The sequence below is a fragment of the Nocardioides sp. zg-1228 genome, assembly GCF_017086465.1.
Taxonomy (GTDB): domain Bacteria; phylum Actinomycetota; class Actinomycetes; order Propionibacteriales; family Nocardioidaceae; genus Nocardioides.
The window spans coordinates 1359448-1385706 of record NZ_CP070961.1 but is presented as its reverse complement, the minus strand read 5'-3'; the positions used below and the strand labels follow the sequence as shown (position 1 = coordinate 1385706).

Sequence of the window (26259 nt, the reverse complement as noted above, 5' to 3'; positions counted from 1 at the left end):
GCAGGATGCGACCATGACCTGGGTCTACGACTTTGCGGACGGAAACAAGGACCAGAAGGACCTCCTGGGCGGCAAGGGAGCCAACCTGGCGGAGATGACGAGGCTCGGGCTGCCGGTCCCACCGGGCTTCACCATCTCGACCGAGACCTGTCGCGCCTACCTCGCCGAGGGTGGCGAGCCCGAGGGCCTGGCCGAGGAGGTCACCGCCCACCTCGCGGCGCTCGAGGAGGCCATGGGCAAGAGGCTCGGCGACGCCGACGACCCGCTCCTGGTCTCGGTGCGCTCGGGCGCGAAGTTCTCCATGCCGGGCATGATGGAGACCGTCCTCAACGTCGGCCTCAACGACACCTCCGTCGCCGGTCTCGCCGCGCGCAGCGAGTCGGACCGCTTCGCCCAGGACTCCTACCGTCGGCTCCTCCAGATGTTCGGCAGCACCGTCCTGCACGTCGACGCCGAGCTGTTCTCCGACGCGCTCGACGAGGCCAAGCGGGCCAAGGGCACCGACTCCGACCTCGACCTCGACGCCGACGACCTGCGCGGGGTCGTCGAGGCGTTCAAGGCGATCATCGTCGACCAGACCGGCAGCGAGTTCCCGCAGGACCCCCGCGACCAGCTGGACCTGGCGGTCCGGGCGGTCTTCGACTCCTGGAACACCGATCGCGCCCGCCTCTACCGCCGCCAGGAGCGCATCCCCGAGGACCTCGGCACCGCGGTCAACGTGCAGGCGATGGTCTTCGGCAACTTCGGCATGGACTCCGGCTCGGGCGTGGCCTTCACCCGCGACCCCGCCAGCGGCGAGCAGGGGGTCTACGGCGACTACCTCCAGAACGCCCAGGGCGAGGACGTCGTCGCCGGCATCCGCAACACCGTCCCCCTCGCCGACATGGCCGAGATCGACCGTCGGTCCTACGACGACCTGATGGGGATCATGACGCGCCTGGAGCGGCACTACCGCGACATGTGCGACATCGAGTTCACCGTCGAGCGCGGCAAGCTGTGGATGCTCCAGACGCGCGTGGGCAAGCGCACGCCGGAGGCGGCCTTCCGCATCGCGGTGCACATGGTCGACGAGGGCCTGATCCAGCTCGACGAGGCCGTGCTCCGGGTGAGCGGTGACCAGCTCGCCCAGCTGATGTTCCCCCGCTTCGACGAGACGTCGGAGCGCACCCTGCTCGCCACCGGCATGAACGCCTCCCCCGGCGCGGCCGTGGGCAAGGCGGTCTTCGACTCCGACACCGCGGTCGAGTGGGCCGAGCGCGGTGAGGACGTGATCCTGGTCCGCAAGGAGACCAACCCCGACGACCTGCGCGGCATGGTCGCCGCCCGCGGCATCCTCACCAGCCGCGGCGGCAAGACCTCCCACGCCGCGGTCGTCGCGCGCGGCATGGGACGTACGTGCGTGTGCGGGGCCGAGTCGCTCGACGTCGACGCGCGGGCCAAGGAGTTCCGCGTGCGCGACGGCGAGATCGTCCGCGAGGGCGACGTGATCTCGATCGACGGCACGACCGGCGAGGTGTTCGCCGGTGCGGTGCCCGTCGCCGACTCCGTCGTGGTGCGCCACTTCGAGGGCGAGAGCCTCGACGACGACCTCGCGCACGCCGTCGCCCGCATCATGGCCCACGCCGACGGCGCCCGGCGGCTGCGCGTGCGCACCAACGCCGACACCCCCGACGATGCCGCCCGCGCCCGCCGCTTCGGCGCCCAGGGCATCGGCCTGTGCCGCACCGAGCACATGTTCCTCGGCGAGCGCCGCGAGCTCGTGGAGCAGCTCATCGTGGCCCAGGGCGAGGACGGCGTGGAGGACGCGCTGGCCGCGCTGCTGCCCCTGCAGCGCCAGGACTTCACCGAGATCCTCGAGGCGATGGACGGGCTCCCGGTGACGATCCGGCTCCTCGACCCGCCCCTGCACGAGTTCCTCCCCGACCTCACCGACCTGAGCGTCGAGGTGGCGCTCGCCGAGGAGCGGGGCGAGGTCGACGAGCGCGCGGCGACCCTGCTCACCCACGTGCGGCGCCTGCACGAGCAGAACCCGATGCTCGGCCTGCGCGGCGTGCGGCTCGGCATCCAGATCCCCGGACTGTTCCGCATGCAGGCCCGGGCCATCGCCGAGGCCGCGGCCGACCGGATGGCCGCCAACGGCAGCCCCCGCCCCGAGATCATGGTGCCGCTGGTCGCCAGCGTCCGCGAGCTCGAGATCGTGCGCGCCGCGATCGAGCAGCAGGTCGCCGCGGTCGAGGAGGAACGCGGCATCACGCTCGACATCGCGATCGGCACGATGATCGAGCTCCCCCGCGCGGCGTTCCTCGCCGACCGCATCGCCCAGGCGGCCGACTTCTTCTCCTTCGGCACCAACGACCTCACCCAGATGGCGTGGGGCTTCTCCCGCGACGACGTGGAGTCGTCGTTCTTCTCCCGCTACTTCGAGCACGGCATCTTCGACGTCTCGCCGTTCGAGTCGCTCGACCAGCGCGGCGTGGGCGGCATGGTGGAGATGGGCACGACGAAGGGCCGCGAGACCCGTCCCGACCTCAAGGTCGGCGTCTGCGGGGAGCACGGCGGCGACCCGCGGTCGGTGCACTTCTTCGACGACGTCGGCCTCAACTACGTCTCGTGCTCGCCCTTCCGCGTGCCGGTGGCCCGCCTCGAGGCCGGACGCTCGGTGCTGGCGAAGCGCGACTCAGAAGAGCGCTGAGGCCAGGTTGCGACGACCCGCCAGCACGCGCGGGTCGTCGTTGCCGACGGCCGCGAACAGACCGAGCAGGTGGTCGCGGGCGCGCTCGCGGTCCTTGTCGCTCGTGCGGGCGACCAGGCCGACCAGCCGGGCGAAGGCGTCCTCGACGTGGCCGCCGAGCATGTCGAGGTCGGCGACCATGGTCTGGGCATCGACGTCGTCGGGGTTGTCGGCGGCCGCCGCACGCGCGGCGGCGAGGTCGACCCCCTGCGTACGCTGCATGACCTTGGCGATCGCGAGCCCGCCCGCGGCCTCGACGTCGGCCGGGTTGGCGTCCACGAGCTTCTGGTACTCCGCGACGGCGGCGTCGATGTCGCCGGCGGCGAGCGCGTCCTGGGCGGGCGCGTAGCGCGGGTCGACGGTCTCCTCCTCGCCCTCGGCGTCGGGCACCGCGCCGGTGCGCGGCTGGTGGCGGCCCGTGATGCCCTGGGCGGTGAGCTGCTGGGCGACCTGCGTGAGCGCGGTGCGCAGCTCGTCAATCGGCAGCGGGTCCTGCAGCAGCGGCATCGGGCGGCCGTCGACCACGGCGACGACCAGCGGGATCGACGGGATCTGCATGGCCTGCGCGATCTGCGGCGTGGCGTCGATGTCGACGAGGCCGAGCAGGTAGCGACCCTCGTGCTCCTCGACCACGGTCGCGAGGTCGTCGGCGAGCTGCCCACTCTCGGGCATCCGGGAGCGCGAGTAGAAGGCGAGGAGCACGGGCGCGGTCGTCGACTGCTCGAGCAGGCCCTGGAAGCTCTGCTCGTCGACGGTCACGCTGTAGGAGTGCGCGCCGGTCGGCGAGGTGGGGTGGGGAGCGGGTGCGCCCGCCTGGGGTGCGGGCCGGCCGAGACCGGACAGGTCGATGGCACCGGGGCGGCTGAACGGCTGCTGCGTCATGGGCCCAATCCTAGGGAGCGCGACCATGCTCGCGCGCCCGGGTCGGTAGCCTCACGGCATGGGATCCCGGGCGGCCGCCCTGCTGACGCGGCACCGGCGCAACGTCGGCCTGCTCGCCCGCTTCGGTGTGGTGGGCGCCTCGGGCGTGCTGGTCAACCTGCTCACGCTGGTCGTGCTGCGCCGCCTCGGCCCGCACTTCGACGACGCCGTCGTCGCGATCGGCTCGTCCGGCTTCAACCTGCGCTGGTACCACGTCTACTCCACGATCGCCTTCCTCGTGGCCAACCTGTCCAACTTCCAGCTCAACCGCACGTGGACCTTCAAGAGCAGCGGCGCCGCGCCCTGGTGGCGCGAGTACTGGCCGTTCTTCGTGGTGGGCGTCGGCTGCCAGGTGGTCGGACTCGCGCTGCTCACCCTCCTCATGCATCCCCACTCCCCGATCGGCCTGTCGCGCGAGCTGCTCGACGACTCCTCGGGCCTGCGCAACCGGCTCTACTGGGCCCAGCTGATCGTGATCACGCTGGTGACCCCCCTGTCGTTCGTGGTCAACAAGCTGTGGACGTTCGCCGCGGTGCGCACGGCCCGCGTCGACCTGGGCGAGCCGCGCCGGGCCGACGACGTACGGACGCGGTGAGCGTCGGCGCGCGACGGGGCTGAAGAGGCCCCCTCCAGCACCTGTCACTGGGGGGCTACTGCGTGGTACAACAAGCCGGGGTCCGACGGGAGGGGTGCGACGGGCATGACGACATCCGGGTCGTACGACTTCACCGGCTACCAGGTGCTGGTCGTCGGTGGCGCGCGCGGCGAAGGGCACGCCATCGCCTCCGACTTCGCGTCCTCCGGCGCCTCCGTGACCGTGACCGGCACGATGATGCTGCGCTCCCTCTACGACACCGATCTCTCGGCGTTCGACTACGAGTCGGTCAACCTCGCTCGGCAGGACTCGATCGACCACCTCGCCGCGTCGATCACGCACATCGACGTCCTGGTGCTGGCGGCGCCCTGCGCCCTCCCCCACGGCCTTCCCCCCGACGAGCAGGCCTTCATCGCCCAGGCCGTCCGGTCGGGGCTGCTCGGACCGACGTTCCTCACCACTCGGCTACGGCTCAAGCTCGGGCAGAGCCCGGCCCTGGGCGGGGGGTGCGTCGTCCACACGGGGGCGGTGACGAGCTGGCTGCAGCTCTCCGGCACCCCGGAGGCGGCCCGCCGCGACCTCGTCGAGACGACGGCCCGCGCCGGCCACAACTGGGCCGGACTCGGCGTGCGCGTCAACGCCGTGCTCCCGATGTCGCCGTCGGTGCTGCCGCGCCAGTACGCCCCCGGCCCCGCGTCTGGCGGCGGCAGCCGGACCGCCGGCGGCACGCTCGTGCGGGCCCGCTCGCCGCAGGTCGCCGACGCCGTCGCCGATGCGACGCTCTTCCTGGCGAGCAGTGCCGCCGCCCGGATCACCGGCCAGACCCTGCTGATCAGCTGACGCCGCAGCCCCGGGCGGTTCCCGCTCAGTCGGCCAGCAGCTCGTCGGCCGCCGCGTAGGGGTCGACGTCGCCCGCGGCCACCCGCCGGGCCAGGACGTCGAGCTCGGCTCCCGCCTCGGTGCGCCCCCAACGCTCCCGCAGCGCGGCGAGCGCGATCGCCTCGACCTCGTGCCGGGCACGGAGCGTACGACGGCGCGCGAGCTCGCCCGACTCCGCGAGCCACGCGGCGTGCCGGTCGACCTCGCCGAGCAGCGCGTCGACCCCCTCGCCGGTGCTCGCCACGGTCTGGACCACGGGCGGACGCCACGCCCCGTCTCGACGCTCCGCCATGGACAGCATGGTGCGCAGCTCGCGGCGGGTGCGGTCGGCGCCCTCGCGGTCGGCCTTGTTGACCGCGTAGACGTCACCGACCTCGAGGATCCCCGCCTTGGCGGCCTGGATCCCGTCACCCATTCCCGGGGCGAGCAGCACGAGCGTCGTGTCGGCCAGCCCGGCGACCTCGACCTCGCTCTGCCCCACGCCGACGGTCTCGACGACCACGACGTCGCACCCGGCCGCGTCGAGGACGCGGACCGCCTGCGGCGTGGACCACGCGAGCCCGCCGAGGTGGCCGCGGGCACCCATCGAGCGGATGTAGACGTCGCGGTCGAGGGCGTGGTCGCCCATCCGGACCCGGTCGCCGAGCAGCGCCCCACCGGAGAACGGCGACGAGGGGTCGATGGCCAGGACGCCGACGCGCCTGCCCGAGCGCCTCAGCCCGGTGACGAGCGCGTTGGTCGTGGTCGACTTGCCCACGCCCGGCGCGCCGGTGATGCCCAGCACGTGGGCGCGCCCGGCGTGCGGGCCGAGCGCGGCCATCACCTCCCGCAGGAGCGGGGACGCGTCCTCGACGAGCGTGATCAGCCGGGCCACGGCGGCCGGGTCGCCCCGGCGGGCGCGATCGACGAGGTCGGGCACCGTTACGGCGCCACGCCTCGTCATGCCGCCGGACACGCCCCCGCCGCCGCGCCGGTGCGCTCAGGCAGAGGGGACCCGGACGATCAGGGCGTCGCCCTGGCCGCCGCCGCCGCACAGCGCGGCCGCGCCGACGCCCCCGCCGCGGCGCTGGAGCTCCAGCGCGAGGGTGAGCACGACCCGGGTGCCGGACATGCCCACGGGGTGGCCGAGGGCGATCGCGCCGCCGTTGACGTTGACCTTGGCGTCGTCGATGCCGAGCTCGCGCGCCGAGGCGATCCCGACGGCGGCGAACGCCTCGTTGAACTCCACGAGGTCGAGGTCGGTGGGCGAGATGCCCTCCTTCTCGCAGGCCCTCGCGGTGGCGGCGGCCGGCTGCAGCTGGAGGGTCGAGTCGGGCCCGGCGACCTGGCCGTGCGCGCCGATCTCCGCGAGCCAGGTCAGACCGAGCTCCTCGGCCTTCGCCTTGCTCATCACGACCACCGCGGCGGCGCCGTCGGAGATCTGCGAGGCCGAGCCCGCCGTGACGGTGCCGGCCTTGCTGAAGGCGGGCCGCAGCTTGCCCAGCGACTCGACCGTGGTGTCACCGCGCACGCCCTCGTCCTCGGCCACCACGACCGGCTCGCCCCGGCGCTGCGGGACCTCGACCGGCACCACCTCGTCGGCGAAGACGCCGTTCTTCCAGGCGACGGCGGCCTTCTGGTGCGAGTAGGCGGCGAAGGTGTCCTGCTCCTCGCGGGTGAGGTTGGCGCCCGCGGCGTTGCACTCCTCGGTCAGCAGGCCCATCGCCTGCGAGGTGAACTGGTCGAACAGCGCGTCGTAGGCCATCGAGTCGACGAGCGAGACGTCGCCGAACTTCACGCCCTCGCGCGACTTGGGAAGGAAGTGGGGCGCGTTGGTCATCGACTCCATGCCGCCCGCGACCACGATCTCGCACTCGCCCGCCCGCACGAGCTGGTCGGCCAGCGCGATGGCGTTGAGCCCGGAGAGACAGACCTTGTTGATCGTGATCGAGGGGACGTCCATCGGGACCCCGCCCTTCACCGCGGCCATGCGGGCCGGGTTCTGGCCGGCGCCGGCCTGGATGACCTGGCCCATGATCACGTAGTCGACCTGGTCGCCCGTGACCCCGGCCTTCTCGAGGGCGCCCTTGATCGCGACGCCGCCGAGGTCGGCGGCGGTGAGGTCCTTCAGCCCGCCGAGCAGGCGGCCGATCGGGGTGCGGGCCCCGGCGACGATGACGGATCCGGACATTGAGGTGCCTCCAGTCGAAAGGATCGAGGTGCTGCTCCTTCGGACCCTACCCACCTCGGTGACGGCGCCGGGAGGGTGTGGTGCCGGCGTCCCGTGAGGCACGCGTCACACCCCGGGTCGGCGCTCTCGTTCCGGGACCCCCGCTCAGTCCGCGTGGTGACGCTCACACCCCCTCGCCCCCGGGCGCCGCGTCGGCCACCATGTGCGCATGAGCCCCGACCTGCCCGGACACCCCCTCGGTGACGTCCAGCACCTGTTCACCGCCATCGACCACGTGGGCATCGCCGTCCCCGACCTCGACGAGGCGATGGCCTTCTACCGCGACACCTACGGCATGGAGGTCCTCCACGAGGAGGTCAACGAGGAGCAGGGCGTGCGCGAGGCGATGGTCGGGGTGGGCGACTCCGGCTCGTGCATCCAGCTGCTCGCCCCGCTGACCCCCGAGTCCACGATCGCGAAGTTCCTCGACCGCAACGGCCCGGGCATCCAACAGCTCGCCTTCCGCGTCGACGACGTCGAGCACGTGGCGGGCGTCCTGCGCGAGCGTGGGCTGCGCCTGCTCTACGACGCCCCGCGCCGTGGCACCTCCGACAGCCGGGTCAACTTCATCCACCCCAAGGACGCGGGCGGCGTGCTGGTCGAGCTCGTCGAGCCCGCCGCGTCCGCGCACTGACGCCCCCGCCCACCAGCACCCGCGGGCTCGCCCCGGGCCCCACCGCGACGTACGTCACACCACCCACCACCAGTGGTTACTCGCCGGTATCGTCCCCGGCACTCGTCCCCCCGATGCCGCACCAGGAGACACCCGTGCACCACATCCTCGACGCCATCCAGTCCGGCAGCGCCACGGCGGAGGACTTCGCCAGCCTCGACCTCCCGGAGTCCTACCGCGCCGCCTTCGTCAAGAAGGACGAGGTCGACATGTTCGAGGGGGTGGCGTCGAAGGACAAGGACCCGCGCGCGTCGCTCCACGTCGAGGACGTGCCGCTGCCCGAGCTCGGACCCGGCGAGGCCTTCGTGGCCGTGATGGCGAGCGCCATCAACTACAACACCGTGTGGACCTCCATCTTCGAGCCGGTGTCCACCTTCGGGTTCCTCGAGCGCTACGGCCGCAACAGCGAGCTGACCAAGCGCCACGACCTGCCCTACCACGTGGTGGGCTCCGACCTGTCCGGCGTCGTGCTCAAGACCGGCCCCGGCGTCACCAAGTGGAAGCCCGGCGACCGGGTGGTGGCCCACTGCCTCTCCGTCGAGCTCGAGGGTCCCGACGGCCACAACGACACCATGCTCGACACCGAGCAGCGGATCTGGGGCTTCGAGACCAACTTCGGCGGCCTGGCCGACGTGGCGATGGTCAAGGCCAACCAGCTCATGCCCAAGCCGGAGCACCTGACCTGGGAGGAGGCCGCCTCCCCCGGCCTGGTCAACTGCACCGCCTACCGCCAGCTCGTCAGCAAGAACGGCGGCGACATGAAGCAGGGCGACAACGTCCTGATCTGGGGCGCCTCCGGCGGCCTGGGCGGGTTCGCGACGCAGTACGCCCTCAACGGCGGGGCGACCCCGGTGTGCGTGGTCTCCAACGAGGAGAAGGCTTCCATCGCCCGCAGCATGGGCGCGGAGCTGATCATCAACCGCTCCGAGGAGGACTACAGGTTCTGGAACGACGAGGGCACCCAGCAGGACCCGCGGGAGTGGAAGCGCTTCGGCGCCCGCATCCGCGAGCTCACCGGCGGCGAGGACATCGACATCGTCTTCGAGCACCCCGGCCGGGAGACCTTCGGCGCCTCGGTCTTCGTCACCCGCAAGGGCGGCACCATCACCACCTGCGCGTCCACCTCGGGCTACATGCACGAGTACGACAACCGCTACCTGTGGATGAACCTCAAGCGCATCATCTCCAGCCACTTCGCCAACTACCGCGAGTCGTGGGAGGCCAACCGCCTCATCGCCAAGGGCAAGATCCACCCGACCCTGTCGAAGACCTACACCCTCCAGGAGGTCGGGCAGGCGGCCCTCGACGTCCACCAGAACGCCCACCAGGGCAAGGTCGGCGTGCTCTGCCTGGCCCCCGAGGAGGGCCTCGGCGTCCTCGACCACGAGATGCGCGCCCAGCACGAGACCGCGATCAACCGCTTCCGCGGCGTCTGAACGCCCCGCGCCCGCACCCGGCCTGCGAGGGTCGTCACACCCCGGTTCGCCGACCAGATCCCGGTCGCCCGCGAGCCGGGGTGTGAACTTGAGGACCCATCGGAGAGACTGGCCGGGACGCAGTCCGTACGACGTGAGAGTGGGTGCCGCAGCATGGCTTCCGACCAGGGCCTGTCCATCTTCGACGAGCCGGAGCCCGCCGACGGCAAGGCCACCCCTTCCGGCCCCGCCGGCGCCGGCACCGAGAGTCGGACGACCCCGGACTCCGCCGCCGAGGAGACCCAGGTCCTCCCGGTGACCCCGAAGGAGACGCCGGACGACGAGCCACGCCGCGCCCCCGCCGGTGGGGCGACGACCCCCGCTCCCCCGCCGGCCACCCCGCCGGCCACCCCGCAGGCCACCCAGCCGGTCCGCGCAGCGGCCCCGGTGCCGCGGGGCGAGACCACCCGGCGAGCGCCCGTGGTCCCCCCGCCCGCGCAGCTCCCCCCGGTGCCCGCACCGGCAGCCGGTCCGCTGCCGGTGGTGCGGCGCGGTGGCTACGACAAGGCGGCCGTCGACCAGCGCCTCGGCCAGCTCCTGAGCGAGAAGTCGGGCCTGGCCACCAGCCTGGCCAGCAGCGAGCAGCAGGTCATCGAGCTCGAGGCCGAGCTCGAGCGGCTGCGGGTCGAGGTCGCGGAGAACGCCAACCCGACCTACGCCGGACTGGGCGGCCGGGCGACCTCCATGCTCAAGATGGCCGAGGACGAGGCCGCCGACGTGCGCGCCGCCGCCCGCCGCGAGGCCGACGAGATCCGCGCGCAGGCCGAGCGCGACGCCCACAGCATCCGGGCCGACGCGGCCCGCGAGGCCGACGACATGCGGATGGTCCAGCTCAAGGAGCTCGACGAGATGCGCTCGCGCCTGACCACCGACGCCGAGACCGAGCGCGCCCTCGCAAAGGCCGAGGCCGACGACCTGCTCGCGGCCGCCCGGCGCGAGGCCGACCAGCTCCGCCTCGCCGCACAGCAGGAGACCAACGAGGTGCGCGTGACGGCGACCCGCGAGGCCGAGCAGGCCCGCGCCGCCGCCGACCGCGAGGTCCAGGAGGCGCGGCGCACCCTGGCGGTGGAGAAGGAGCGCCTCGCCCGCGAGGCCGCCGAGCACCACAGCAACGCCACCGCCGAGACCCAGCGCCTGGTCGCCGAGGCCGAGGCACGCGCCAACGCCGCCGAGCAGCGGGCGCGCGAGGCGACGGCCCAGGCCACGGCCCACCGCCAGCAGGCCCAGTCGGAGTCCGAGGGCCTGCTCTCCCGCGCCCGGCGCGAGGCCGAGCAGATCGTCGCCTCGGCCCGCACCCAGGCCGACTCCATCGGCGCCACCCGCATCGCCCAGGCGGAGCGGGAGCTGGCCAACATCCAGGCGGAGGTCGATCGCGCGGCCAAGCGCCGCGACGCGATCACCGCCCAGCTCGGCGCCCTGCGCGACGTGGTCGCGGGCTTCGCCGAGGACGAGTCCTGAGCTGGCGCGACCGGCTCCGGGCGCTGGTCGCCTCCGGGTCCGGGAACTCGCCCGACCACTCGGGCCGCATCTCCGTGGACACCCGGACCGCCGAGACGCCGCGCTCGCTCGACGGGGTCGCCGCACGGGTCGCCGAGCAGGTCGCCGATGACGCCGACCGCGCCGAGGCGGCCGCCGACGCGGCAGAGGGGGCGGCCCACGACTCCGCGCGCTCGGCCGTCGACATCGCGGAGCGGATCGACGACGCCACCGATCTCGTGGTCGACGAGGCCCTCGACGTGCCCTACGTCCCGGCCGAGCCGGTCCCCTCGCCGATGCTGTTGCGGCACTCCCCCTTCAACATCGGGTTCTTCGGCGCGCTCGGCGCGGTCGTCGCGATCTTCCTCAGCCAGCAGCTGTTGAGCATCTCCTCGATCCTCGTGCTGCTGGTGATGTCGATGTTCCTGGCCATCGGCCTCAATCCCACGGTCGAGTTCTTCATGCGGCGCGGCGTGCGGCGCGGGCTGTCGGTGCTCCTGGTCCTCGTCGTCGTGCTCGGCGTGCTCGCCCTCTTCGTCGTGGCCGTCGCGCCGGTGATCAGCGAGCAGATCGCCGCGATCACCCGGAGCGCCCCCGGCTGGCTCGACGACCTGCAGTCCAACGCCCAGGTGCAGAGGCTCGACGACAAGTACGACGTGATCGCCAAGGTGCGCGACTACATCCAGAACGGCGACTTCGGCCAGCGCGTCTTCGGCGGCGCGCTCGGCGTCGGCCTGCGGGTGCTCTCGGTGGTCACCAACAGCCTCATCGTCCTCGTGCTGATGATCTACTTCCTGGCCTCGCTGCCGAGCATCAAGCACGCGGCCTACTCCCTGGCGCCGGCGTCGCGGCGTCGGCGCGTCAGCGAGCTGGGCGACGGCATCATCCGCTCGACGGGCGCCTACGTCGCGGGCGCCTTCTTCGTCGCGTTGTGCGCGGGCATCAGCACGCTGGTGTTCTCGACCCTCATCGGGCTGGGTGACTACGCCTTCGCGCTGGCCTTCGTCGTGGGCCTCTTCTCGCTCATCCCGATCGTGGGCGCCTTCGTGTCCGGCGCGATCATGACGCTGCTCGGCCTGACGGTCTCCCCCACGGTCGCCCTGGTGGCGCTGGTCTACTACCTGGCCTACCAGCAGTTCGAGTCCTACGTGATCTACCCGCGCATCATGAAGAGGTCGGTCGACCTGCCGGGCTCGGTCACCGTGGTCGCGGCCCTCGTGGGCGGGTCGCTGATGGGCGTGGTGGGCGCGCTGCTGGCCGTCCCGGTCGCCGCGGCGCTGCTCCTGCTGCACCGCGAGGTCTTCCTCACCCGGCAGGACGCCCGCTGACGGGGTCAGGGTCCGCCGCGGGGAGCGGCTCCGCCAGGAGCGGCGCCCGCTCCTCGCCCAGCTTGACCACGACCACACCGGCCAGCACCAGCAGCCCGCCGGCGAGCTGGATCGGTCGCGGCAGCTCGTCGAGCAGGAGCCAGGCCCACACCACCGCGGCCAGCACCTCCCCGAGCGCGACGAACGACGCCAGCCGGCTCCCGAGCCGGCGCCCGGCCTCGATGCCGGTGACGTAGGCGAACGCGGCCGTGACCAGCCCGAGCGCCAGGACCGTGACCCACCAGGGCACCGCGACGCCGGCGTAGGCCGCGTCGGCCGTCGAGGTGCGGAACGGCAGGACGCCGATGGCCCCGGCCGCGCCGAGGACCGCGGTCGCGACGAACAGCCCGCCCGCGGCGAGGCTGATGCCGGGCAGCCCGTTGCCCTCGTCGGCGGAGATGACGAAGTAGCTCGCCGCCCCGACCATGGCGCCGAGCGCCCACAGCACCCCGGCCGTGCTCAGCTCGGCGCCCGAGACGACGTCCAGCACGAGCACCAGTCCGGCAGCGGCGATCGCCGCGCCGATCACCGTGAGCCCCGAGGGCCGGTGGCCGTGGCGCACCCAGAGCCAGACGACCACCGCGACCGGCGCGGTGTACTCCAGCAGCAGCGCCACGCTCACCTGCATGTAGGTGACGGCGTAGAAGTAGCACAGCTGGGCGCCGGCGACCGCCGTGATGCCGTAGACGGTGACGAGCCCGGCATTGGCCCGGAGCACGTGGAGGCGCCCGCGCAGGGCCAGCAGGCCGGGCACCAGCAGGACGAGCGCGGCGATCGCGGTGCGCAGCGTCACCGCGGCGCCCGCGCTCCAGCCGGTGTCGAGCAGCCCGCGGGCGAGCGCGCCGGAGAGGCCGAAGGTGAGCGCCGACGCGAGCGCGAGGAGCAGGCCCGCTGCGGTCCGGGACGATCGCGCGTCATGGGTCAAAGCTGTCACACCCATGACGCTAGGCGCGGTGACTGTAATGTGTCAACGTGCATTTCACCGATGACACGGACGCCGCGCTCCAAGCGGCCGTCGCCCTCGCCAACTCCACCGACGAGCCCGGAGATCCCCTCGGCTCGATCGACGACCTGTCCGCCTTCCTCGCCCGGTGGACCTACACGGGCCGCCACGACGCGACGACCGCCGAGCTGGAGGCGGTGCGCCGGCTGCGTCCCGACCTCCGCTCCCTGCTGCTCGCCGAGCGCGACCGGGCCGCAGAGATCGTCAACGACATGCTCGCCCGGTCCCGTGCGCTGCCCCAGCTCCAGCGGCACGGCGACTGGGACTGGCACCTGCACGCCGTCGACCCCGACCGTCCCCTCGACGAGCGGGTGGTCGTCGAGACGGCGATGGCGATGGTCGACGTGATCCGCGCCGACGAGATGTCGCGCCTGGCCACGTGCGCGGCCGACGACTGCGAGGACGTCGTGCTCGACCTCTCGCGCAACCGCTCCCGCCGCTTCTGCTCGACGACCTGCGGCAACCGCGAGGCCGTCGCCGCCTACCGGGCGCGCCGGCGCAGCTGATCCACGCCGAGGTCAGGCGAGGAAGCGCCGCAGCACCTCGAGGAAGACCTCCGGCTGCTCGGAGTGCACCCAGTGCCCGGCGCCCTTGACCAGGACCCGGCGGTTGCGCGGGAACCGGCGGTCCATCTCGGCGGCGTGCTCGTCGGAGATGTAGTCCGAGCGCGCGCCGCCGACCCACAGCACCGGCCCGTCGTACGTCGCGTCGCCGAGCTCCTCGTCGGGCCAGCCGACGAGCTGGTCCATGTGCTCGCCCAGCAGCTCGAGGTTGACCTGCCAGTGCCAGCCGTCGTCGGTGCGGCGCAGGTTCTGCAGCAGGAACCCGCGCACCGTCGGGCTGGGCACCGCCTCCGCGAGGGCGGCCTCGGCCTGGTCGCGGCGCTCGAGCGAGCCGAGGTCGAGGGCGCGCATCGTCTCGATGTAGCCGACGAACTCCCGCCCGCTCTCGTACGCCACCGGGGCGATGTCGACGACCGCCAGCCGGTCGACGAGCTCGGGGTGCCGCAGCGCGACGCACATCGCGATCTTGCCGCCCATCGAGTGCCCGACCAGGGCGACCGGCTCGTCGCCGAGCTCGGCGGCGACGAGGTCGGCCAGCTCGAGGAAGTCGAAGCGCTCGGTCCACGACGACCGCCCGTGGTTGGGCATGTCGAGCAGCAGGACGCGGTGGTCGGCGCTGAGCGCCTTCGCGACCTGCGTCCAGTTCTTGCCCTGGCCGAAGAGTCCGTGGCAGAACACGACGCGGGGTCCGGACTCACCGAGCTCGGTGCGGTGCAGGCTCACGCGGCCATCCTGACGCACCCCGCTCGACCGCCCGCCACCGACCCTTCGCCGGCCGGTGCGGGTGGTGACCGGACTCAGAAGTCGAAGCCGTCGAAGAGGTCGCCGATGCCGTCGCCGATGCCGCCGAACAGGTCGCCGATCCCCTCACCGATCGCCCCGATCCCCTCACCGAGGCCGTCGAAGCCGCCCCCGAACAGCATGCCCATGAACATCCAGTCCATCGGCGAGAAGGCACCGAAGTAGCCTTGGGCGTAGGGCTGGTAGGCGCGCCCGCCCTGCCAGTAGGGCACGCGCCGCGAGCCGACCATCACCTTGCGGATGTCGGGCTCGGCCCCGGCCCGCACCCGCTCGATGTCGAGCGCGCAGGCCGGCACGTCGCGCGGGGCGCCGCCGGGCGGGGTCCACGGAACGTCGGCGACCGACAGGCCGTGCCGGGGGTCGAAGAAGCACGGAGGGCGGCGCTGGGGCAGCGGCTCGCCCGCGACCCGCGCTCGCACGCACGCCATCGCGTAGCGCCCGTCCTCGAGGATCTCGGTGACGTGCTTGACGTCCTCGGCGCGGGTGAGTCCCGCGGCAGCCGTCTTGGCCGACTCGTAGGAGTCGAGGGCGCGCTGGTAGTCGGCGTTGGCACCGGCGTCGAGCGGCTCGCCGGCCAGGTCGATGTCGAGGTCCTGCAGCTCCACGCCGAGGGCGGTGACGTCCTCCTCGGCGAGCCTCCTCACGGGGGCGACCTCCGCCTCGGCGCGCGCCAGCTCACGCTTCTTGCCCGTCCGCCCCGCGGCGACCGCGACCGCGGTGAGCCCGCCGAGGACGATCAGCACGAGCACGAGTTCCATGGCTCAAGCCTACGCAGTCGCGACAACGTGCCCGCACCGGATCCGACGCCCGTTCGCGGCGGCCCGCGAAGGCGGGGCGAGACCTGCGAGGGCAGGTCGCCCATCGACCCCCGACGATGTGCGACCTGCCCTGACAAGCGGCCGGTGGGCGGCGGGGCCATCCCCTCGCGCGGCCCCGTCCCCTCGGCGTACGCCAACCCTCCCGCGACGGAGGCCGGCCCGGCATCCGTAGTCCTACCTAACTGCGGTCCCCGGGGGCGATAGATTCGTACCCGTGCTGTCCCCCTGTCTCGGTCGCGACGACGTCCAGCGAGCACTGGAGGAGGCCCTCGGGGAGGCGCGGTGGGTGACGGTCGTGGGCCCGCCCGGCAGCGGCAAGACCCTGCTGGTGCGCCACGCGGCCGCCGGCGTGCCCGTGTCCTGGGTCGACGCGCGCACCCTCCGCACCCTCGACGAGGTGCTCGTGGCGGCGCTCGAGAGCCTGGGCGCGGAGACCGCCCCGGGCGACTCGCTGGTCGGCGCGCTGGGGCGCGCGGTCGACGGCCGCGACTGCCTGCTCGTGCTCGACGGGCTCGACCTCGACACCACCGGCGCCGGCCCGGTGCTGCAGTCGGTGCTGGATGGCACCACCGACGCGCGCGTGGTCGTCACGGCGCTGACGACGGCCGGCCAACCCGCCGAGTCGGTCGTCCGGGTCGGACCGCTGCCCGTCCCCTCTGTCCGCGGGCCGCTCGAGGGACCCGCGGTGGAGCTGTTCCTCCAGCGCATCCGCGCGGCCGGGGGCCAGCGGGTCGACCTCGACGTGCAGGCGCCCGAGGTGCGCCGCCTGCTGCGCGCCACGGGTGGCCTGCCGCTGCTGATCGAGCAGGTCGCCGTGCAGTCGGCGCTCGTCGGGCTCAGCAACGCGATGGCCACCGTGAGCCTGGACCAGGCCGTCGACTCCGCCCACGACCTCCTCGACCCCGCCAGCGCCACCGCGCTGCGCCGCATCGGCCTGCTCGACTTCGGCGTCGGGCTCGGGGTGCTCGCGCAGGTGCTCGACGTGCCGGTGCCCGAGGCCGCCGAGCTCGCCGGCAACCTGGTGCGCCGCAGCCTCCTCGAGGTCGACGCCCAGGGTCGCTTCGACATGCTCTCGCCCATCCGCGGTCGGGCCCGCGTCCTCGCCGGGCCCGACGACGAGGCGGCGGTCCGCACCGGCCTCCTCGCCTGGGCCCAGGCGCACGCGCCCGCCCACGACAACTACGGCGCGGCCGACGCCGAGTGGCTCGGCGACCTGCCCGCGATGCGCCAGGCGGTCCTCGCCGCGTGCGCCGACCCGGCCACCCGGGCCGAGGGCTACTCCGTGGCCAACCGCATCTTCTCCTCCCTCTACACCTCGATGCGCGCCCGGGAGGCCGTCGAGATCCTCGAGGGGGCCCTCGCGAGCGGCGACGGCCCGCCCGCCATCGGCGCGCAGGTGGCGCGTCGCGCGGGCATCGCCGCCTCCGAGATGCGCGGCACCTACGAGGGGCTGTGGCTGCTCGAGCGCGCCGACCAGCACGCCTCGTCGGCCCCCCGTCCCGAGGAGCAGCTCGCCAAGACGGCCTCGATCCGCGCCGAGATGCACCTCGACGCCGGCGACCTGGCGAGCGCGGAGTCCGAGGCCAGGCGCGCCATCGAGCTCGACCCCGACGGGTCGATCGGCCGGCAGGCCACGCGCACGCTGGCCGACCTCTACGCCTCGCAGGGCCGCTTCGCCGAGGCCACCCGGGCCGTGGCGGACGCGATGCCGTCTCGTACGACCCGCGACGAGCGCTGGATCGACCTGTCCGCGCGCACCATCCTGGCCCGCATCGCGCTCGAGCAGGGCCGCATCGCCGAGGCCGTCGCCGGCACCCGCGCGGTCGTCGTCGAGGCCCGCGAGCTGGCCGAGGACCGGGTCGGGCTGCTGGCCGAGACACTGCTGCGCGGTCTCGATCCGACCTGGGTGGCCAGCGACGTCGTGCGCGAGACGCTGCCCTGGGCGGTGCGGCTGCCGGTGCTGGCCCAGGACGGCCGCGAGCTGCTGGCCCGGGGCGACGCGCGCCAGGCCGCCGGACTCGCCGCCGACGTCGTCGCGCTGGCCGACTCGGCGCGGCTCGGACGCGACGGCGTCGACGCCCGGCTGCTGCTCGGGCGGGCGCTGGTCCAGCTCGACGACCTCGACCAGGCCACCACCACCTACCTCACCGCGCTCGAGCAGTGCGCCACGATGCGCCTGCCGCTCCGCGCCGCCGACGTGCTCGACGGCCTCGCGGGCGTGGCCCGGGCACGCGAGTTGCCCGAGGCGCGCTCGCTCGCGGCGGCGGCGTTGGCGCTGCGCAGCCCGCGGATGGCGGTGCGCTGGGGCTACTCCGCCGACTATGACGTGGTGCCCGCGAGCCGGCCGCCCGCGGAGTGGCTCGACGGCGACGACCTGTCCGCGCACGCCGTCGCGCTCGTGACGGAGATCTTCGTCGGCGCGCCGTCCCTGCGCCCCTCGGTGCTCGACGTCCTGACCCCCGCTGAGCGGCAGGTCGCCGACCGGGTCGCCCACGGCCTGACGAGCCGCCAGATCGCCCAGGAGCTCTACGTCTCACCGCGGACCGTCGACGCGCACCTGACCCACATCTACCGCAAGCTCGACATCAACACGCGGGCGCGGCTCGCGGCCCTGGTGGTCGACAACCGCTGACTGTCGGTGGGCGGGTGCAGGATGACGGGATGAGCCGGACCATCCAGGTGACCTTCGACGCCCACGACCCCGAGACGCTCTCCCGCTTCTGGGCAGCCGCCATGGGCTACGTCAACCCGCCACCACCCGGGCGCGAGCTCGCGCCGGGCCAGGACGTCTTCGAGGCGTGGCACGACTTCCTCCGCGAGGTCGGCGTGCCCGAGTCGGAGTGGAACTCCGCGTCCGCGGCGCAGGACCCCGACGGCGTGGGGCCGCGGCTGTTCTTCCAGCGCGTGCCCGAGGGCAAGGCGGCGAAGAACCGCGTGCACCTCGACCTGCGCGCCGCCCCCGGCCTCGAGGGCGAGGAGCGGATGTCCGCGCTGGAGACCGAGTCCGAGCGTCTCGTGGCCCTCGGCGCGACGCGGGTGGAGCGTCACGAGCCGTCACCCCCGATGGACGCGGGTCACCTGGTGATGACCGACCCCGAGGGCAACGAGTTCTGCCTCGACTGAGGTGCCGGCCGGCTCAGCGGCTGCTGTAGTCGCGGAAGCCGCGACCGGCCTTGCGCCCGAGGTAGCCGGCGGTGACCAGGTGCTCGAGCAGCGGTGCCGGGGCGAAGCCCGGCTCGCGGAACTCCAGGTAGAGCTCGCGCTGGATGGCCAGCGACACGTCGTTGCCCACCACGTCGAGCAGCTCGAACGGCCCCATCGGCAGCGCACAGCCCTGCTTCATCGCGGTGTCGATGTCGTCGGCCGTGGCGTAGTGCGCCTCCAGCATCTTGACGGCGTCGTTGAGGTAGGGGAAGAGCAGCGCGTTGACGATGAAGCCCGAGCGGTCCCCGCACCTCACCGGCACCTTGCCGACCTTCTCGGCGATCGCGAGCACGGTCTCGGTGACGGCCTCGTCGGTGGCCACGGTGGAGACCACCTCGACCAGCTTCATGACCGCGGCCGGGTTGAAGAAGTGCATGCCGATGACGTCCTGCGGGCGCGAGGTCGCCCTGGCGATGGAGATGATCGGGAGCGACGAGGTGGTCGTCGCCAGGATCGCGCCCGGCTTGCAGATCTCGTCGAGGTTCTCGAACAGGGTGGTCTTGACCGCGAGGTCCTCGGCGATGGCCTCGACCACGAGGTCCACGTCCTTGAGGTCGTCGAGCGAGGTGGTGCCGCGCACCCGGGCCAGGGCGTCGGCCTTCTGCTCCTCGGTGGCCCGGCCGCGCTGGATCTGCTTGTCGAAGCTCTTGGTGATGCCCGCGACGACGCCGTCGACCTTGTCCTGCCCGCGGCCGGTGAAGACCACGTCGTAGCCGGCCTTCGCGAAGACCTCCACGATCCCCGACGCCATGGTGCCCGTGCCGACGACGCCGACGAGCTCGACGTCGTGGCGCAGCTGGGGCTTGTCCTCCGAGCTCGGGGTCTGGGCGTCCGCGACGACCACCGGGCTGTCGGGCGCCTCGTAGGTGTAGAAGCCACGTCCCGACTTGCGGCCCAGCAGGCCGGCGGTGACGTACTGCTTGAGGATCGGCGCGGGGGCGTGCAGGCGGTCGCGGCCCTGCTTGTACATCGTGTCGAGGATCTCGTAGGCCGTGTCGAGGCCGATCAGGTCGAGCAGCGCCAGGGGGCCCATCGGGTAGCCGCAGCCGAAGCGCATCGCCGCGTCGATGTCCTCGCGCGAGGCGTACTTGCCCTCGTACATCGACACGGCGTGGTTGAGGTAGCCGAACAGCAGGGTGTTGGCGATGAAGCCCGCCTTGTCGCCGCACACGACGGGGTTCTTGCCGACGCTGCGCAGCAGTCCCTGCACGCTCGCCAGGACGTCGGGCTCGGTGACCACGGTGCGGACGATCTCGACGAGGTCCTGCACCGGCGCGGGGTTGAAGAAGTGCACGCCGACGACCCGTCCCGGCCGGGAGCTGGCCGTCGAGATCTCGGTGACGCTCAGCGACGAGGTGTTGGTGGCCAGGATCGCGTCGGGGCGCACCACGTCGTCCAGCGCGCGGAAGATCGACTTCTTCAGCTCCAGCGACTCCACCACTGCCTCGACGACGAAGTCGGCGTCGGCCAGGTCGGCCATCGAGGTGGTGAAGGTGACGCGGCCCAGCAGCTCGGCCTGCTCCTCGGGCGTCATCTTCTCGCGCTTCACCGCCCGCGCCGTGGAGTGCTCCAGGTGCTCGCGTCCGCGCTGGACGGCGGCCTCGGTGACCTCCACGCCGACGACCGAGTAGCCGTTGCGGGCGAACACCTCGGCGATGCCGGCGCCCATGGTGCCGAGGCCGATGACGCCGACGGTGGTGAACTCGCGAACGGGCGTGTCAGTCATGGACGCATGCTCCCACGGCGCGGGGCCCGCGGGGCTGTGGGAAGCGTCACGCAGGCGGGTGCCCCGGCACCCCGGGTGCTCCCCCACTCCGCACCACGGACGCACGGTAGATTCCCCCGTCGTGAGGATCGTCGTCGCGCGCTGCCAGGTGGACTACGCCGGACGGCTCACCGCCCACCTGCCGCTGGCCACCCGGGTGCTGATGCTGAAGTCGGACGGCTCCGTGCTGATCCACTCCGACGGCGGCTCCTACAAGCCGCTCAACTGGATGTCGCCGCCGTGCACGGTGCGTGAGGGGCTCTCCGAGGACGGCCGCGCCGAGTGGCTGGTGAGCGCCACCAAGTCCGACGACACCCTGCGCATCCTCATCGACGAGGTGCTCCACGACAGCTCGCACGACCTCGGCATCGACCCCGGCCTGCAGAAGGACGGCGTCGAGAAGCACCTCCAGGAGCTGCTCGCCGAGCACCCCGCCACCCTCGCCGACGGCCTGACCCTGGTCCGCCGCGAGTACATGACCGCCATCGGTCCGGTCGACCTGATGTGCCGCGACGCCGACGGCCTGTCGGTCGCGGTCGAGATCAAGCGCCGCGGCGAGATCGACGGCGTCGAGCAGCTCACCCGCTACCTCGAGCTCCTCAACCGCGACCCGATGCTCACCAGCCGGGGGCCGGTCCGCGGCATCTACGCGGCGCAGGAGATCAAGCCCCAGGCGCGGGTGCTCGCCACCGACCGCGGCATCGCCTGCGCCCTGGTCGACTACGACGCCCTGCGCGGGATGGACGACGCCGAGCACCGGCTGTTCTGACCACCGGGCCCGGGCGGACCTCGTGGATGGTCCGAGCCACCAGGTGACGCGGATCGTCCACGATCGTGCGTCGGCGCTCGCCCGGGGTCGTGAGGGCGTGGGGCTCGCTACGCTCGCACGGTGACCGCCACCCCGCCCGAGCGCATCTTCCACATCGCCACGGCGGCCGACTGGCGACGGGCCCTGGCCACCGGGACCTACACGACCTCGACCCTCGGGCGCAGCCTCGAGGAGGAGGGGTTCATCCACGCCAGCCGGCGTGACCAGGTGCAGGGCGTCTTCGACCGCTACTACCGCGACGTCCGCGAGCACCTGGTCCTGCTCACCATCGACCCGGCGCGCCTGACCGCGGCGGACGTACGCGTCGAGCCCGTCGGCGACGACACCTATCCGCACGTCTACGGACCCCTCGACCGCCGCGCCGTGGTCGACGTCGTCCCGCTGGATCGCCGCGGGCGCAGCGAGAGCCTGATGTCGCTGTGGGTCAAGGGGATGGCGGCGCGGATGGGCGTCGCGCTGCTCGTGATGGCCGCGATCGTGGCGCTGCTGTGGGCGCTCGGCGTGACGCGCTGACCGAGGCCGGCGGGCCGGCCGGCCGTCAGTCGAGCGTGCGCCCCGCCCACGACCGGGCGACCCAGCCGTCGGCGTCGGCCTCCAGCGCGACCAGCTCGCAGTTGCCCAGCGGCAGGTCGAGGGCGTGCTCGGGGGCGAGGTTGCGGGCCAGCACCGGCAGCGCCAGGCACGTCGCGCCGCCGTGGCTGACCACGAGCACCGCCTCGCCGCGGTGCGCGTCGGCGACCTCGTCGAGGACGGCGCCGTAGCGGGCCAGCACCTCCAGACCCGTCTCGGCGCCGGGGATCCGGGCGGACAGGTCGCCGCCGAGCCAGGCGGCGAACGTCTCGGCGAACGGGTCCGGGTCACCGGTCGTGCCCGCCGCGTGCCCGACGCCGAACTCGCGCAGGCCCTCCCGCACCACCACGTCGACGCCGAGCCCCGCGGCGGCGATCTCGGCCGTCTGCACGGCCCGCGACATCGGGCTCGACCACACGGCCGCGACCCGCTCGCCCCCCAGCCGGGCGGCGAGGTCGCGCGACTGCTCGCGCCCGCGCCGGGTCAGCCAGCCGCCGGAGTCGCTGAGCAGCTCGCTCTCGTAGGACGCCTCGCCGTGCCTGGCCACGAACACCCGGGCGGCGCACTGCAGGTCAGTCACCGGCGAGCCCCACCACGTCGTCGGCGCAGCCCCACGACAGGGTCACGCCGGCGCCACCGTGGCCGTAGCAGTGGATGACCTCGCCGACCCGCTCGAGGCGCACCGCGGGCCGCGCGGGCCGCAGCCCGACCTTGTGCCGCAGCACGCGGGCGCCCTCCAGCTCGGGCACCAGTGCGCAGGCCCGGTGCAGCACCTGCCGGGCGACCTCCGGGTCCGGCGTGCGGCTCCACTCGCCCTCGACGTCGGTGCCGCCGAGCACGATCTCGGCGCTGCGGGGCACGACGTACGTCAGTCCGCCACCGTCGAGCGTCCAGCGGTCCAGGCCCACCTGCTCCACCACCACGACCTGGCCACGCACGGGTGTCACCGTCGGGTCCGCGCCGAAGTGCCGTGCGCCGAGCCCGGTCGCGTTGACGACGAGACTGCCGTCGTCGGGCAGCGTCGAGAGGTTCATCCGGGTCAGCGTGCCCCCGAGCTCCTCGATCCGAGCGACCAGCCAGCGGAGGTGGACCGGCATGTCGATCACCGGCGCGACGAAGGTCCATCCGTCGTCGTAGCCCGGCGGCAGCGCCGTCTCGCGGTCCAGCGACGGGACCGCCGAGCGCCACCACGGGTCGGGCTGCGGTGAGCGGAGCACCTCGGTGCCGGTGAGCATCCGCACGCCGCTCTCGTCGTCGGCGGCGAGCTCCGCGAGGACGCCGTACGACGTCGCGGACCACGCGGTCACGTGGTCCTGGGGCAGCGCACGGTAGGGGTACCAGAGCGCGGCCGCGATCGCCGACGTGGTCTCGAGCGGCAGGTCGCGCGCGACGACGTCGACGCGGTGCCCGGCCTCGAGCAGGCGCACGGCGCAGGTCAGCCCGACCACGCCCGCCCCCACCACGATGACGCGTCGCGGGAAGGTGGCCATGGCCGCAGTCTGCCAGCGTCAGGCGCCGGCCTGCCGCGGAGCGGTCGGGTCGACGCCTTCGGCGCCCTGCTCGCGCGCGACGTACTCCTCGATGTCCTCGATGTCGTCGCGGTTGCGCGTGGTGACGGCGAGCAGGTCGGTCATGGTGGCGACCTCCTCGACCTGCTCCTTGATGAACCACTGCATGAACTGCTCGGAGGCGAAGTCGCCTTCCTCCCGGGCGATGCGCAGCAGGCCGTTGATCTGCTCGGTCACCGTGCGCTCCTGGTCGAGCGCGAGCTGCACGGGCTCCACGACGTCGGCGAAGTCCGAGCGCGGGGCCGGGACCGCCGGGACGACGACGTCGGCGTCGGTGTCGAGGAGGTACTGCACCATCATCATCGCGTGTGCCCGCTCCTCGAGCGCCTGCTCGTAGAAGAAGGCCGCCATCCGGGGCATGGTCAGCGCGTCGTAGTGGATCGCGCAGGCGAGGTACTGGTTGTGGGCGGCCAGCTCGTTGCCGATCTGGGTGTTGAGCTGGTCGATGAAGCGGGGTGCCGGCACGTGGGCTCCTGGGTCGGGGACGAACGGGGTGGGATGAGGCTCAGGCGGCCTTGGCGAGCTTCTTCTTGGTGACCTTCTTGCCGTCGAGTCGCACCAGCTTGCGCTTGTGGACCGTGTAGCCGGCGGGCAGCGTGCCCTCCTTCAGCATCCGGAGCGGGCACCGCTCGCAGCGCTTCTTCGACACGCAGCACTCGGTCTTGGGGAGCTTGCGCGGGGTCGTCCGGGCGGCGGCCTTGGCCGTGGCCCGCGCCTTCTTGCCCTCCTGCTTGCCCTTGCCCACGCCCCGGACCCTAGCATGTGGTTAGGGTTGCCTTACCTCTGGTTCGAGCCCGTGGGCGCGACGGATGACGTCGACGAAGCCGTCCATGATCTCGGTGAGCCCGAAGTCCTTGGGGGTGTAGACCGCGGCGACCCCGCGCTCGACGAGCGCCCGGGCGTCCGAGGCGGGGATGATGCCGCCGACGATCACGGGCAGGTCGCCCAGCCCGGCGGCGGCGAGGCCGTCGAGCACGTCGGGCACCAGCTCCATGTGCGAGCCGGACAGGATCGACAGCCCGACGAGGTGGACGTCCTCGGCCACCGCGGCGGCGACGATCTGCTCCGGCGTGAGCCGGATGCCCTGGTAGATCACCTCGAACCCGGCGTCGCGGGCGCGTACGGCGACCTGCTCGGCACCGTTGGAGTGCCCGTCGAGCCCCGGCTTGCCGACGAGCACCCGCAGCCGGCCGCCCAGCTCCTCACCCGTCCGGCGCACCCGCTCGCGCACCGCGCCGAGCTCGGCACCGGCGTCGGCCACGCCCACCGCGCCGCTGACGCCGGTGGGCGCGCGGAACTCGCCGAAGACCTCGCGCAGGGTGCCGGCCCACTCCCCCGTCGTCGCGCCAGCGCGGGCGGCGACGAGCGTGGGGTGCATCAGGTTGGCGTCGGTCTTCGCCGCCTCGGCCAGCGCGGCCAGCGCCTCGGCCACCGCGATCTCGTCGCGCTCGGCCCGCCACGCCTCCAGGCTGGCCAGCGCCGAGCGCTCCGCCTCCGGGTCGGCGGCCTGGATGGCGGCGTCGAGGTCGGCGGTCAGCGGGGACGGCTCGGTCGTCTCGAACCTGTTGACGCCGACCACCACCTCCTCGCCCGACTCGATCCGGGCGCGGCGCGCGGCGTGCGCCGAGACGAGGTTCTGCTTCATGTAGCCCGACTCGACGGCGGCGACGGCGCCACCCATCGCCTGGACCCGTTCGATCTCGGCCCGGGCGCCCTCGACCAGCTCGGCCACCTTGGCCTCGATCACGTGGCTGCCGGCGAAGATGTCGTCGTACTCCAGCAGGTCGGACTCGTAGGCGAGCACCTGCTGGAAGCGCAGCGACCACTGCTGGTCCCACGGACGCGGGAGGCCGAGGGCCTCGTTCCACGCGGGGAGCTGCACGGCGCGGGCGCGGGCGTCCTTGGACAGGGTGACGCCGAGCATCTCGAGCACGATGCGCTGGACGTTGTTCTCGGGCTGCGCCTCGGTGAGGCCGAGCGAGTTGACCTGGACGCCGTAGCGGAAGCGGCGCATCTTCGGGTCCTGCACGCCGTAGCGCTCGCGGGTGATCTCGTCCCACAGCTGCACGAACGCGCGCATCTTGCAGGTCTCCTCGATGAAGCGGACACCGGCGTTGACGAAGAAGGAGATCCGGCCGACGACCTTCTCGAAGTCGTCCTCCGAGACCTGCCCCGAGCCCCTCACCTGGTCGAGCACGGCGATCGCGGTGCACATGGCGTAGGCCAGCTCCTGCACGGGCGTCGCGCCGGCCTCCTGCAGGTGGTAGCTGCAGATGTTGATCGGGTTCCACTTCGGGATCTCGTGGACGGTGTAGGCGATCAGGTCGCCGATCAGCCGCAGCGACGGCTCGGGCCCGAAGACGTAGGTGCCCCGGGAGAGGTACTCCTTGATGATGTCGTTCTGGGTCGTGCCGGCGAGCAGGTGGGCGACCTCGTCTGGCGAGAGGTCGGGGTTCTGCTCCTCGGCGACGACCTGGTACATCGCGAGCAGCCACATGGCCGTCGCGTTGATCGTCATCGAGGTGTTCATCTCCGTCAGCGGGATGTCGCGGAAGAGCTTGCGCATCTCGCCGAGGTGCGGGACGGGCACGCCGACCTTGCCGACCTCGCCGCGGCTGAGCGGGCTGTCGGGGTCGTAGCCGGTCTGCGTCGGCAGGTCGAAGGCGACGCTGAGGCCGGTCTGGCCCTTGGCCAGGTTGGTGCGGTAGAGCGCGTTGGAGGCCTCGGCCGTGGAGTGGCCGGCGTAGGTGCGCATCACCCAGGGGCGGTCCTTCTGGTGGACCGGAGCCGCAGATTCCGTCATGGCGACACA

At 73.0% G+C, this 26259-nt stretch carries 24 protein-coding genes; 12 read left to right on the top strand and 12 right to left on the bottom strand.

Going from position 1 to position 26259, the window contains the following annotated elements; translation table 11 throughout:
* The first annotated feature begins 13 nt into the window (after positions 1-13).
* A complete protein-coding gene (ppdK, locus tag JX575_RS06705; RefSeq protein WP_186341671.1) occupies positions 14-2692 on the top strand; it encodes a pyruvate, phosphate dikinase in 2679 nt (892 codons plus the stop codon).
* On the opposite strand, the gene JX575_RS06700 is transcribed toward ppdK, so the two are convergent.
* Complete coding sequence (locus tag JX575_RS06700) at positions 2678-3613, bottom strand: tetratricopeptide repeat protein (protein ID WP_186341670.1); 936 nt, start codon at positions 3611-3613, stop codon at positions 2678-2680. The genes ppdK and JX575_RS06700 overlap by 15 nt on opposite strands.
* 58 nt (positions 3614-3671) lie before the next feature.
* Here JX575_RS06700 and JX575_RS06695 point away from each other — a divergent pair, with 58 nt between their 5' ends.
* Together JX575_RS06695 and JX575_RS06690 are read left to right on the top strand one after the other, a co-directional pair.
* On the top strand, positions 3672-4247 hold the full coding sequence (locus tag JX575_RS06695) for a GtrA family protein (protein WP_186341669.1): 576 nt from the start codon (positions 3672-3674) through the stop codon (positions 4245-4247).
* A 105-nt stretch (positions 4248-4352) separates the two neighbouring features.
* The gene (locus JX575_RS06690) at positions 4353-5087 is read left to right on the top strand and encodes an SDR family oxidoreductase (protein WP_186341668.1); all 735 of its coding nucleotides are present in this window, start codon (positions 4353-4355) and stop codon (positions 5085-5087) included.
* A 25-nt stretch (positions 5088-5112) separates the two neighbouring features.
* On the opposite strand, the gene meaB is transcribed toward JX575_RS06690, so the two are convergent.
* Together meaB and JX575_RS06680 are read right to left on the bottom strand one after the other, a co-directional pair.
* Positions 5113-6069, bottom strand: a complete 957-nt coding sequence (gene meaB / locus JX575_RS06685; protein ID WP_186341667.1) for a methylmalonyl Co-A mutase-associated GTPase MeaB — start codon at positions 6067-6069, stop codon at positions 5113-5115.
* Between the two features lie 36 nt (positions 6070-6105).
* Positions 6106-7296: an acetyl-CoA C-acetyltransferase gene (locus JX575_RS06680; protein WP_186341666.1), complete on the bottom strand. Its 1191-nt coding sequence runs from the start codon at positions 7294-7296 to the stop codon at positions 6106-6108.
* 208 nt (positions 7297-7504) lie between these two features.
* On the opposite strand from JX575_RS06680, the gene mce reads away from it, so the two are divergent.
* From mce to JX575_RS06660, 4 genes are all read left to right on the top strand, one after another.
* Positions 7505-7969, top strand: coding sequence for a methylmalonyl-CoA epimerase (mce, locus tag JX575_RS06675; RefSeq protein ID WP_186341665.1), 465 nt, complete (start codon positions 7505-7507; stop codon positions 7967-7969).
* Positions 7970-8103: 134 nt separating this feature from the next.
* Complete coding sequence (gene ccrA / locus JX575_RS06670; RefSeq protein ID WP_206054540.1) at positions 8104-9444, top strand: crotonyl-CoA carboxylase/reductase; 1341 nt, start codon at positions 8104-8106, stop codon at positions 9442-9444.
* Positions 9445-9597: 153 nt separating this feature from the next.
* The gene (locus JX575_RS06665) at positions 9598-10941 is read left to right on the top strand and encodes a hypothetical protein (RefSeq protein WP_186341663.1); all 1344 of its coding nucleotides are present in this window, start codon (positions 9598-9600) and stop codon (positions 10939-10941) included.
* Positions 10942-11015: 74 nt separating this feature from the next.
* Positions 11016-12287 carry an AI-2E family transporter gene (locus tag JX575_RS06660; RefSeq protein WP_186341662.1) on the top strand — a complete coding sequence of 424 codons (1272 nt, stop codon included), beginning with the start codon at positions 11016-11018 and terminating at the stop codon, positions 12285-12287.
* Here JX575_RS06660 and JX575_RS06655 read toward each other — a convergent pair.
* The gene (locus JX575_RS06655) at positions 12265-13260 is read right to left on the bottom strand and encodes a DMT family transporter (RefSeq protein WP_241005365.1); all 996 of its coding nucleotides are present in this window, start codon (positions 13258-13260) and stop codon (positions 12265-12267) included. The genes JX575_RS06660 and JX575_RS06655 overlap by 23 nt on opposite strands.
* A gap of 38 nt (positions 13261-13298) precedes the next feature.
* Here JX575_RS06655 and JX575_RS06650 point away from each other — a divergent pair, with 38 nt between their 5' ends.
* The gene (locus tag JX575_RS06650; RefSeq protein ID WP_186341660.1) at positions 13299-13835 is read left to right on the top strand and encodes a CGNR zinc finger domain-containing protein; all 537 of its coding nucleotides are present in this window, start codon (positions 13299-13301) and stop codon (positions 13833-13835) included.
* 12 nt (positions 13836-13847) lie between these two features.
* Here JX575_RS06650 and JX575_RS06645 read toward each other — a convergent pair whose 3' ends face one another.
* A complete protein-coding gene (locus JX575_RS06645; RefSeq protein ID WP_186341659.1) occupies positions 13848-14615 on the bottom strand; it encodes an alpha/beta fold hydrolase in 768 nt (255 codons plus the stop codon).
* A 74-nt stretch (positions 14616-14689) separates the two neighbouring features.
* The gene (locus tag JX575_RS06640; protein WP_186341658.1) at positions 14690-15451 is read right to left on the bottom strand and encodes a hypothetical protein; all 762 of its coding nucleotides are present in this window, start codon (positions 15449-15451) and stop codon (positions 14690-14692) included.
* Positions 15452-15725: 274 nt separating this feature from the next.
* Between JX575_RS06640 and JX575_RS06635 the strand changes: the two genes are divergently transcribed.
* Positions 15726-18143: a LuxR family transcriptional regulator gene (locus JX575_RS06635; RefSeq protein WP_186341657.1), complete on the top strand. Its 2418-nt coding sequence runs from the start codon at positions 15726-15728 to the stop codon at positions 18141-18143.
* A gap of 29 nt (positions 18144-18172) precedes the next feature.
* Entirely contained in the window at positions 18173-18634 is a 462-nt protein-coding gene (locus JX575_RS06630) for a VOC family protein (RefSeq protein WP_186341656.1), read from the top strand.
* A 13-nt stretch (positions 18635-18647) separates the two neighbouring features.
* On the opposite strand, the gene JX575_RS06625 is transcribed toward JX575_RS06630, so the two are convergent.
* Positions 18648-20441, bottom strand: coding sequence for a 3-hydroxybutyryl-CoA dehydrogenase (locus JX575_RS06625; RefSeq protein WP_186341655.1), 1794 nt, complete (start codon positions 20439-20441; stop codon positions 18648-18650).
* A 121-nt stretch (positions 20442-20562) separates the two neighbouring features.
* On the opposite strand from JX575_RS06625, the gene nucS reads away from it, so the two are divergent.
* Positions 20563-21249 carry an endonuclease NucS gene (nucS, locus tag JX575_RS06620; protein WP_186341654.1) on the top strand — a complete coding sequence of 229 codons (687 nt, stop codon included), beginning with the start codon at positions 20563-20565 and terminating at the stop codon, positions 21247-21249.
* A gap of 120 nt (positions 21250-21369) precedes the next feature.
* On the top strand, positions 21370-21822 hold the full coding sequence (locus JX575_RS06615) for a DUF952 domain-containing protein (RefSeq protein WP_241005364.1): 453 nt from the start codon (positions 21370-21372) through the stop codon (positions 21820-21822).
* Positions 21823-21847: 25 nt separating this feature from the next.
* On the opposite strand, the gene JX575_RS06610 is transcribed toward JX575_RS06615, so the two are convergent.
* From JX575_RS06610 to JX575_RS06590, 5 genes are read right to left on the bottom strand one after another with little or no spacing between them, the layout of a single operon-like run.
* A complete protein-coding gene (locus JX575_RS06610) occupies positions 21848-22459 on the bottom strand; it encodes a histidine phosphatase family protein (RefSeq protein ID WP_186341653.1) in 612 nt (203 codons plus the stop codon).
* A complete protein-coding gene (locus tag JX575_RS06605; RefSeq protein WP_186341652.1) occupies positions 22452-23369 on the bottom strand; it encodes an FAD-dependent oxidoreductase in 918 nt (305 codons plus the stop codon). Before JX575_RS06605 ends, JX575_RS06610 begins: the two co-directional genes overlap by 8 nt.
* A gap of 18 nt (positions 23370-23387) precedes the next feature.
* Positions 23388-23912: a ferritin gene (locus JX575_RS06600; protein WP_186341651.1), complete on the bottom strand. Its 525-nt coding sequence runs from the start codon at positions 23910-23912 to the stop codon at positions 23388-23390.
* 40 nt (positions 23913-23952) lie between these two features.
* Positions 23953-24192, bottom strand: coding sequence for a hypothetical protein (locus JX575_RS06595; RefSeq protein ID WP_186341832.1), 240 nt, complete (start codon positions 24190-24192; stop codon positions 23953-23955).
* Positions 24193-24213: 21 nt separating this feature from the next.
* Complete coding sequence (locus JX575_RS06590) at positions 24214-26250, bottom strand: protein meaA (RefSeq protein WP_186341650.1); 2037 nt, start codon at positions 26248-26250, stop codon at positions 24214-24216.
* Positions 26251-26259: the final 9 nt, after the last annotated feature.

Coding starts and splice junctions, on each gene's coding strand:
- ppdK (WP_186341671.1), top strand. CDS start 14: ATGACCTGGGTCTACGACTTTGCGGACGGAAACAAGGACCAGAAGGAC.
- JX575_RS06700 (WP_186341670.1), bottom strand. CDS start 3,613: ATGACGCAGCAGCCGTTCAGCCGCCCCGGTGCCATCGACCTGTCCGGT.
- JX575_RS06695 (WP_186341669.1), top strand. CDS start 3,672: ATGGGATCCCGGGCGGCCGCCCTGCTGACGCGGCACCGGCGCAACGTC.
- JX575_RS06690 (WP_186341668.1), top strand. CDS start 4,353: ATGACGACATCCGGGTCGTACGACTTCACCGGCTACCAGGTGCTGGTC.
- meaB (WP_186341667.1), bottom strand. CDS start 6,069: ATGACGAGGCGTGGCGCCGTAACGGTGCCCGACCTCGTCGATCGCGCC.
- JX575_RS06680 (WP_186341666.1), bottom strand. CDS start 7,296: ATGTCCGGATCCGTCATCGTCGCCGGGGCCCGCACCCCGATCGGCCGC.
- mce (WP_186341665.1), top strand. CDS start 7,505: ATGAGCCCCGACCTGCCCGGACACCCCCTCGGTGACGTCCAGCACCTG.
- JX575_RS06665 (WP_186341663.1), top strand. CDS start 9,598: ATGGCTTCCGACCAGGGCCTGTCCATCTTCGACGAGCCGGAGCCCGCC.
- JX575_RS06640 (WP_186341658.1), bottom strand. CDS start 15,451: ATGGAACTCGTGCTCGTGCTGATCGTCCTCGGCGGGCTCACCGCGGTC.
- JX575_RS06630 (WP_186341656.1), top strand. CDS start 18,173: ATGAGCCGGACCATCCAGGTGACCTTCGACGCCCACGACCCCGAGACG.
- JX575_RS06625 (WP_186341655.1), bottom strand. CDS start 20,441: ATGACTGACACGCCCGTTCGCGAGTTCACCACCGTCGGCGTCATCGGC.
- JX575_RS06605 (WP_186341652.1), bottom strand. CDS start 23,369: ATGGCCACCTTCCCGCGACGCGTCATCGTGGTGGGGGCGGGCGTGGTC.
- JX575_RS06590 (WP_186341650.1), bottom strand. CDS start 26,250: ATGACGGAATCTGCGGCTCCGGTCCACCAGAAGGACCGCCCCTGGGTG.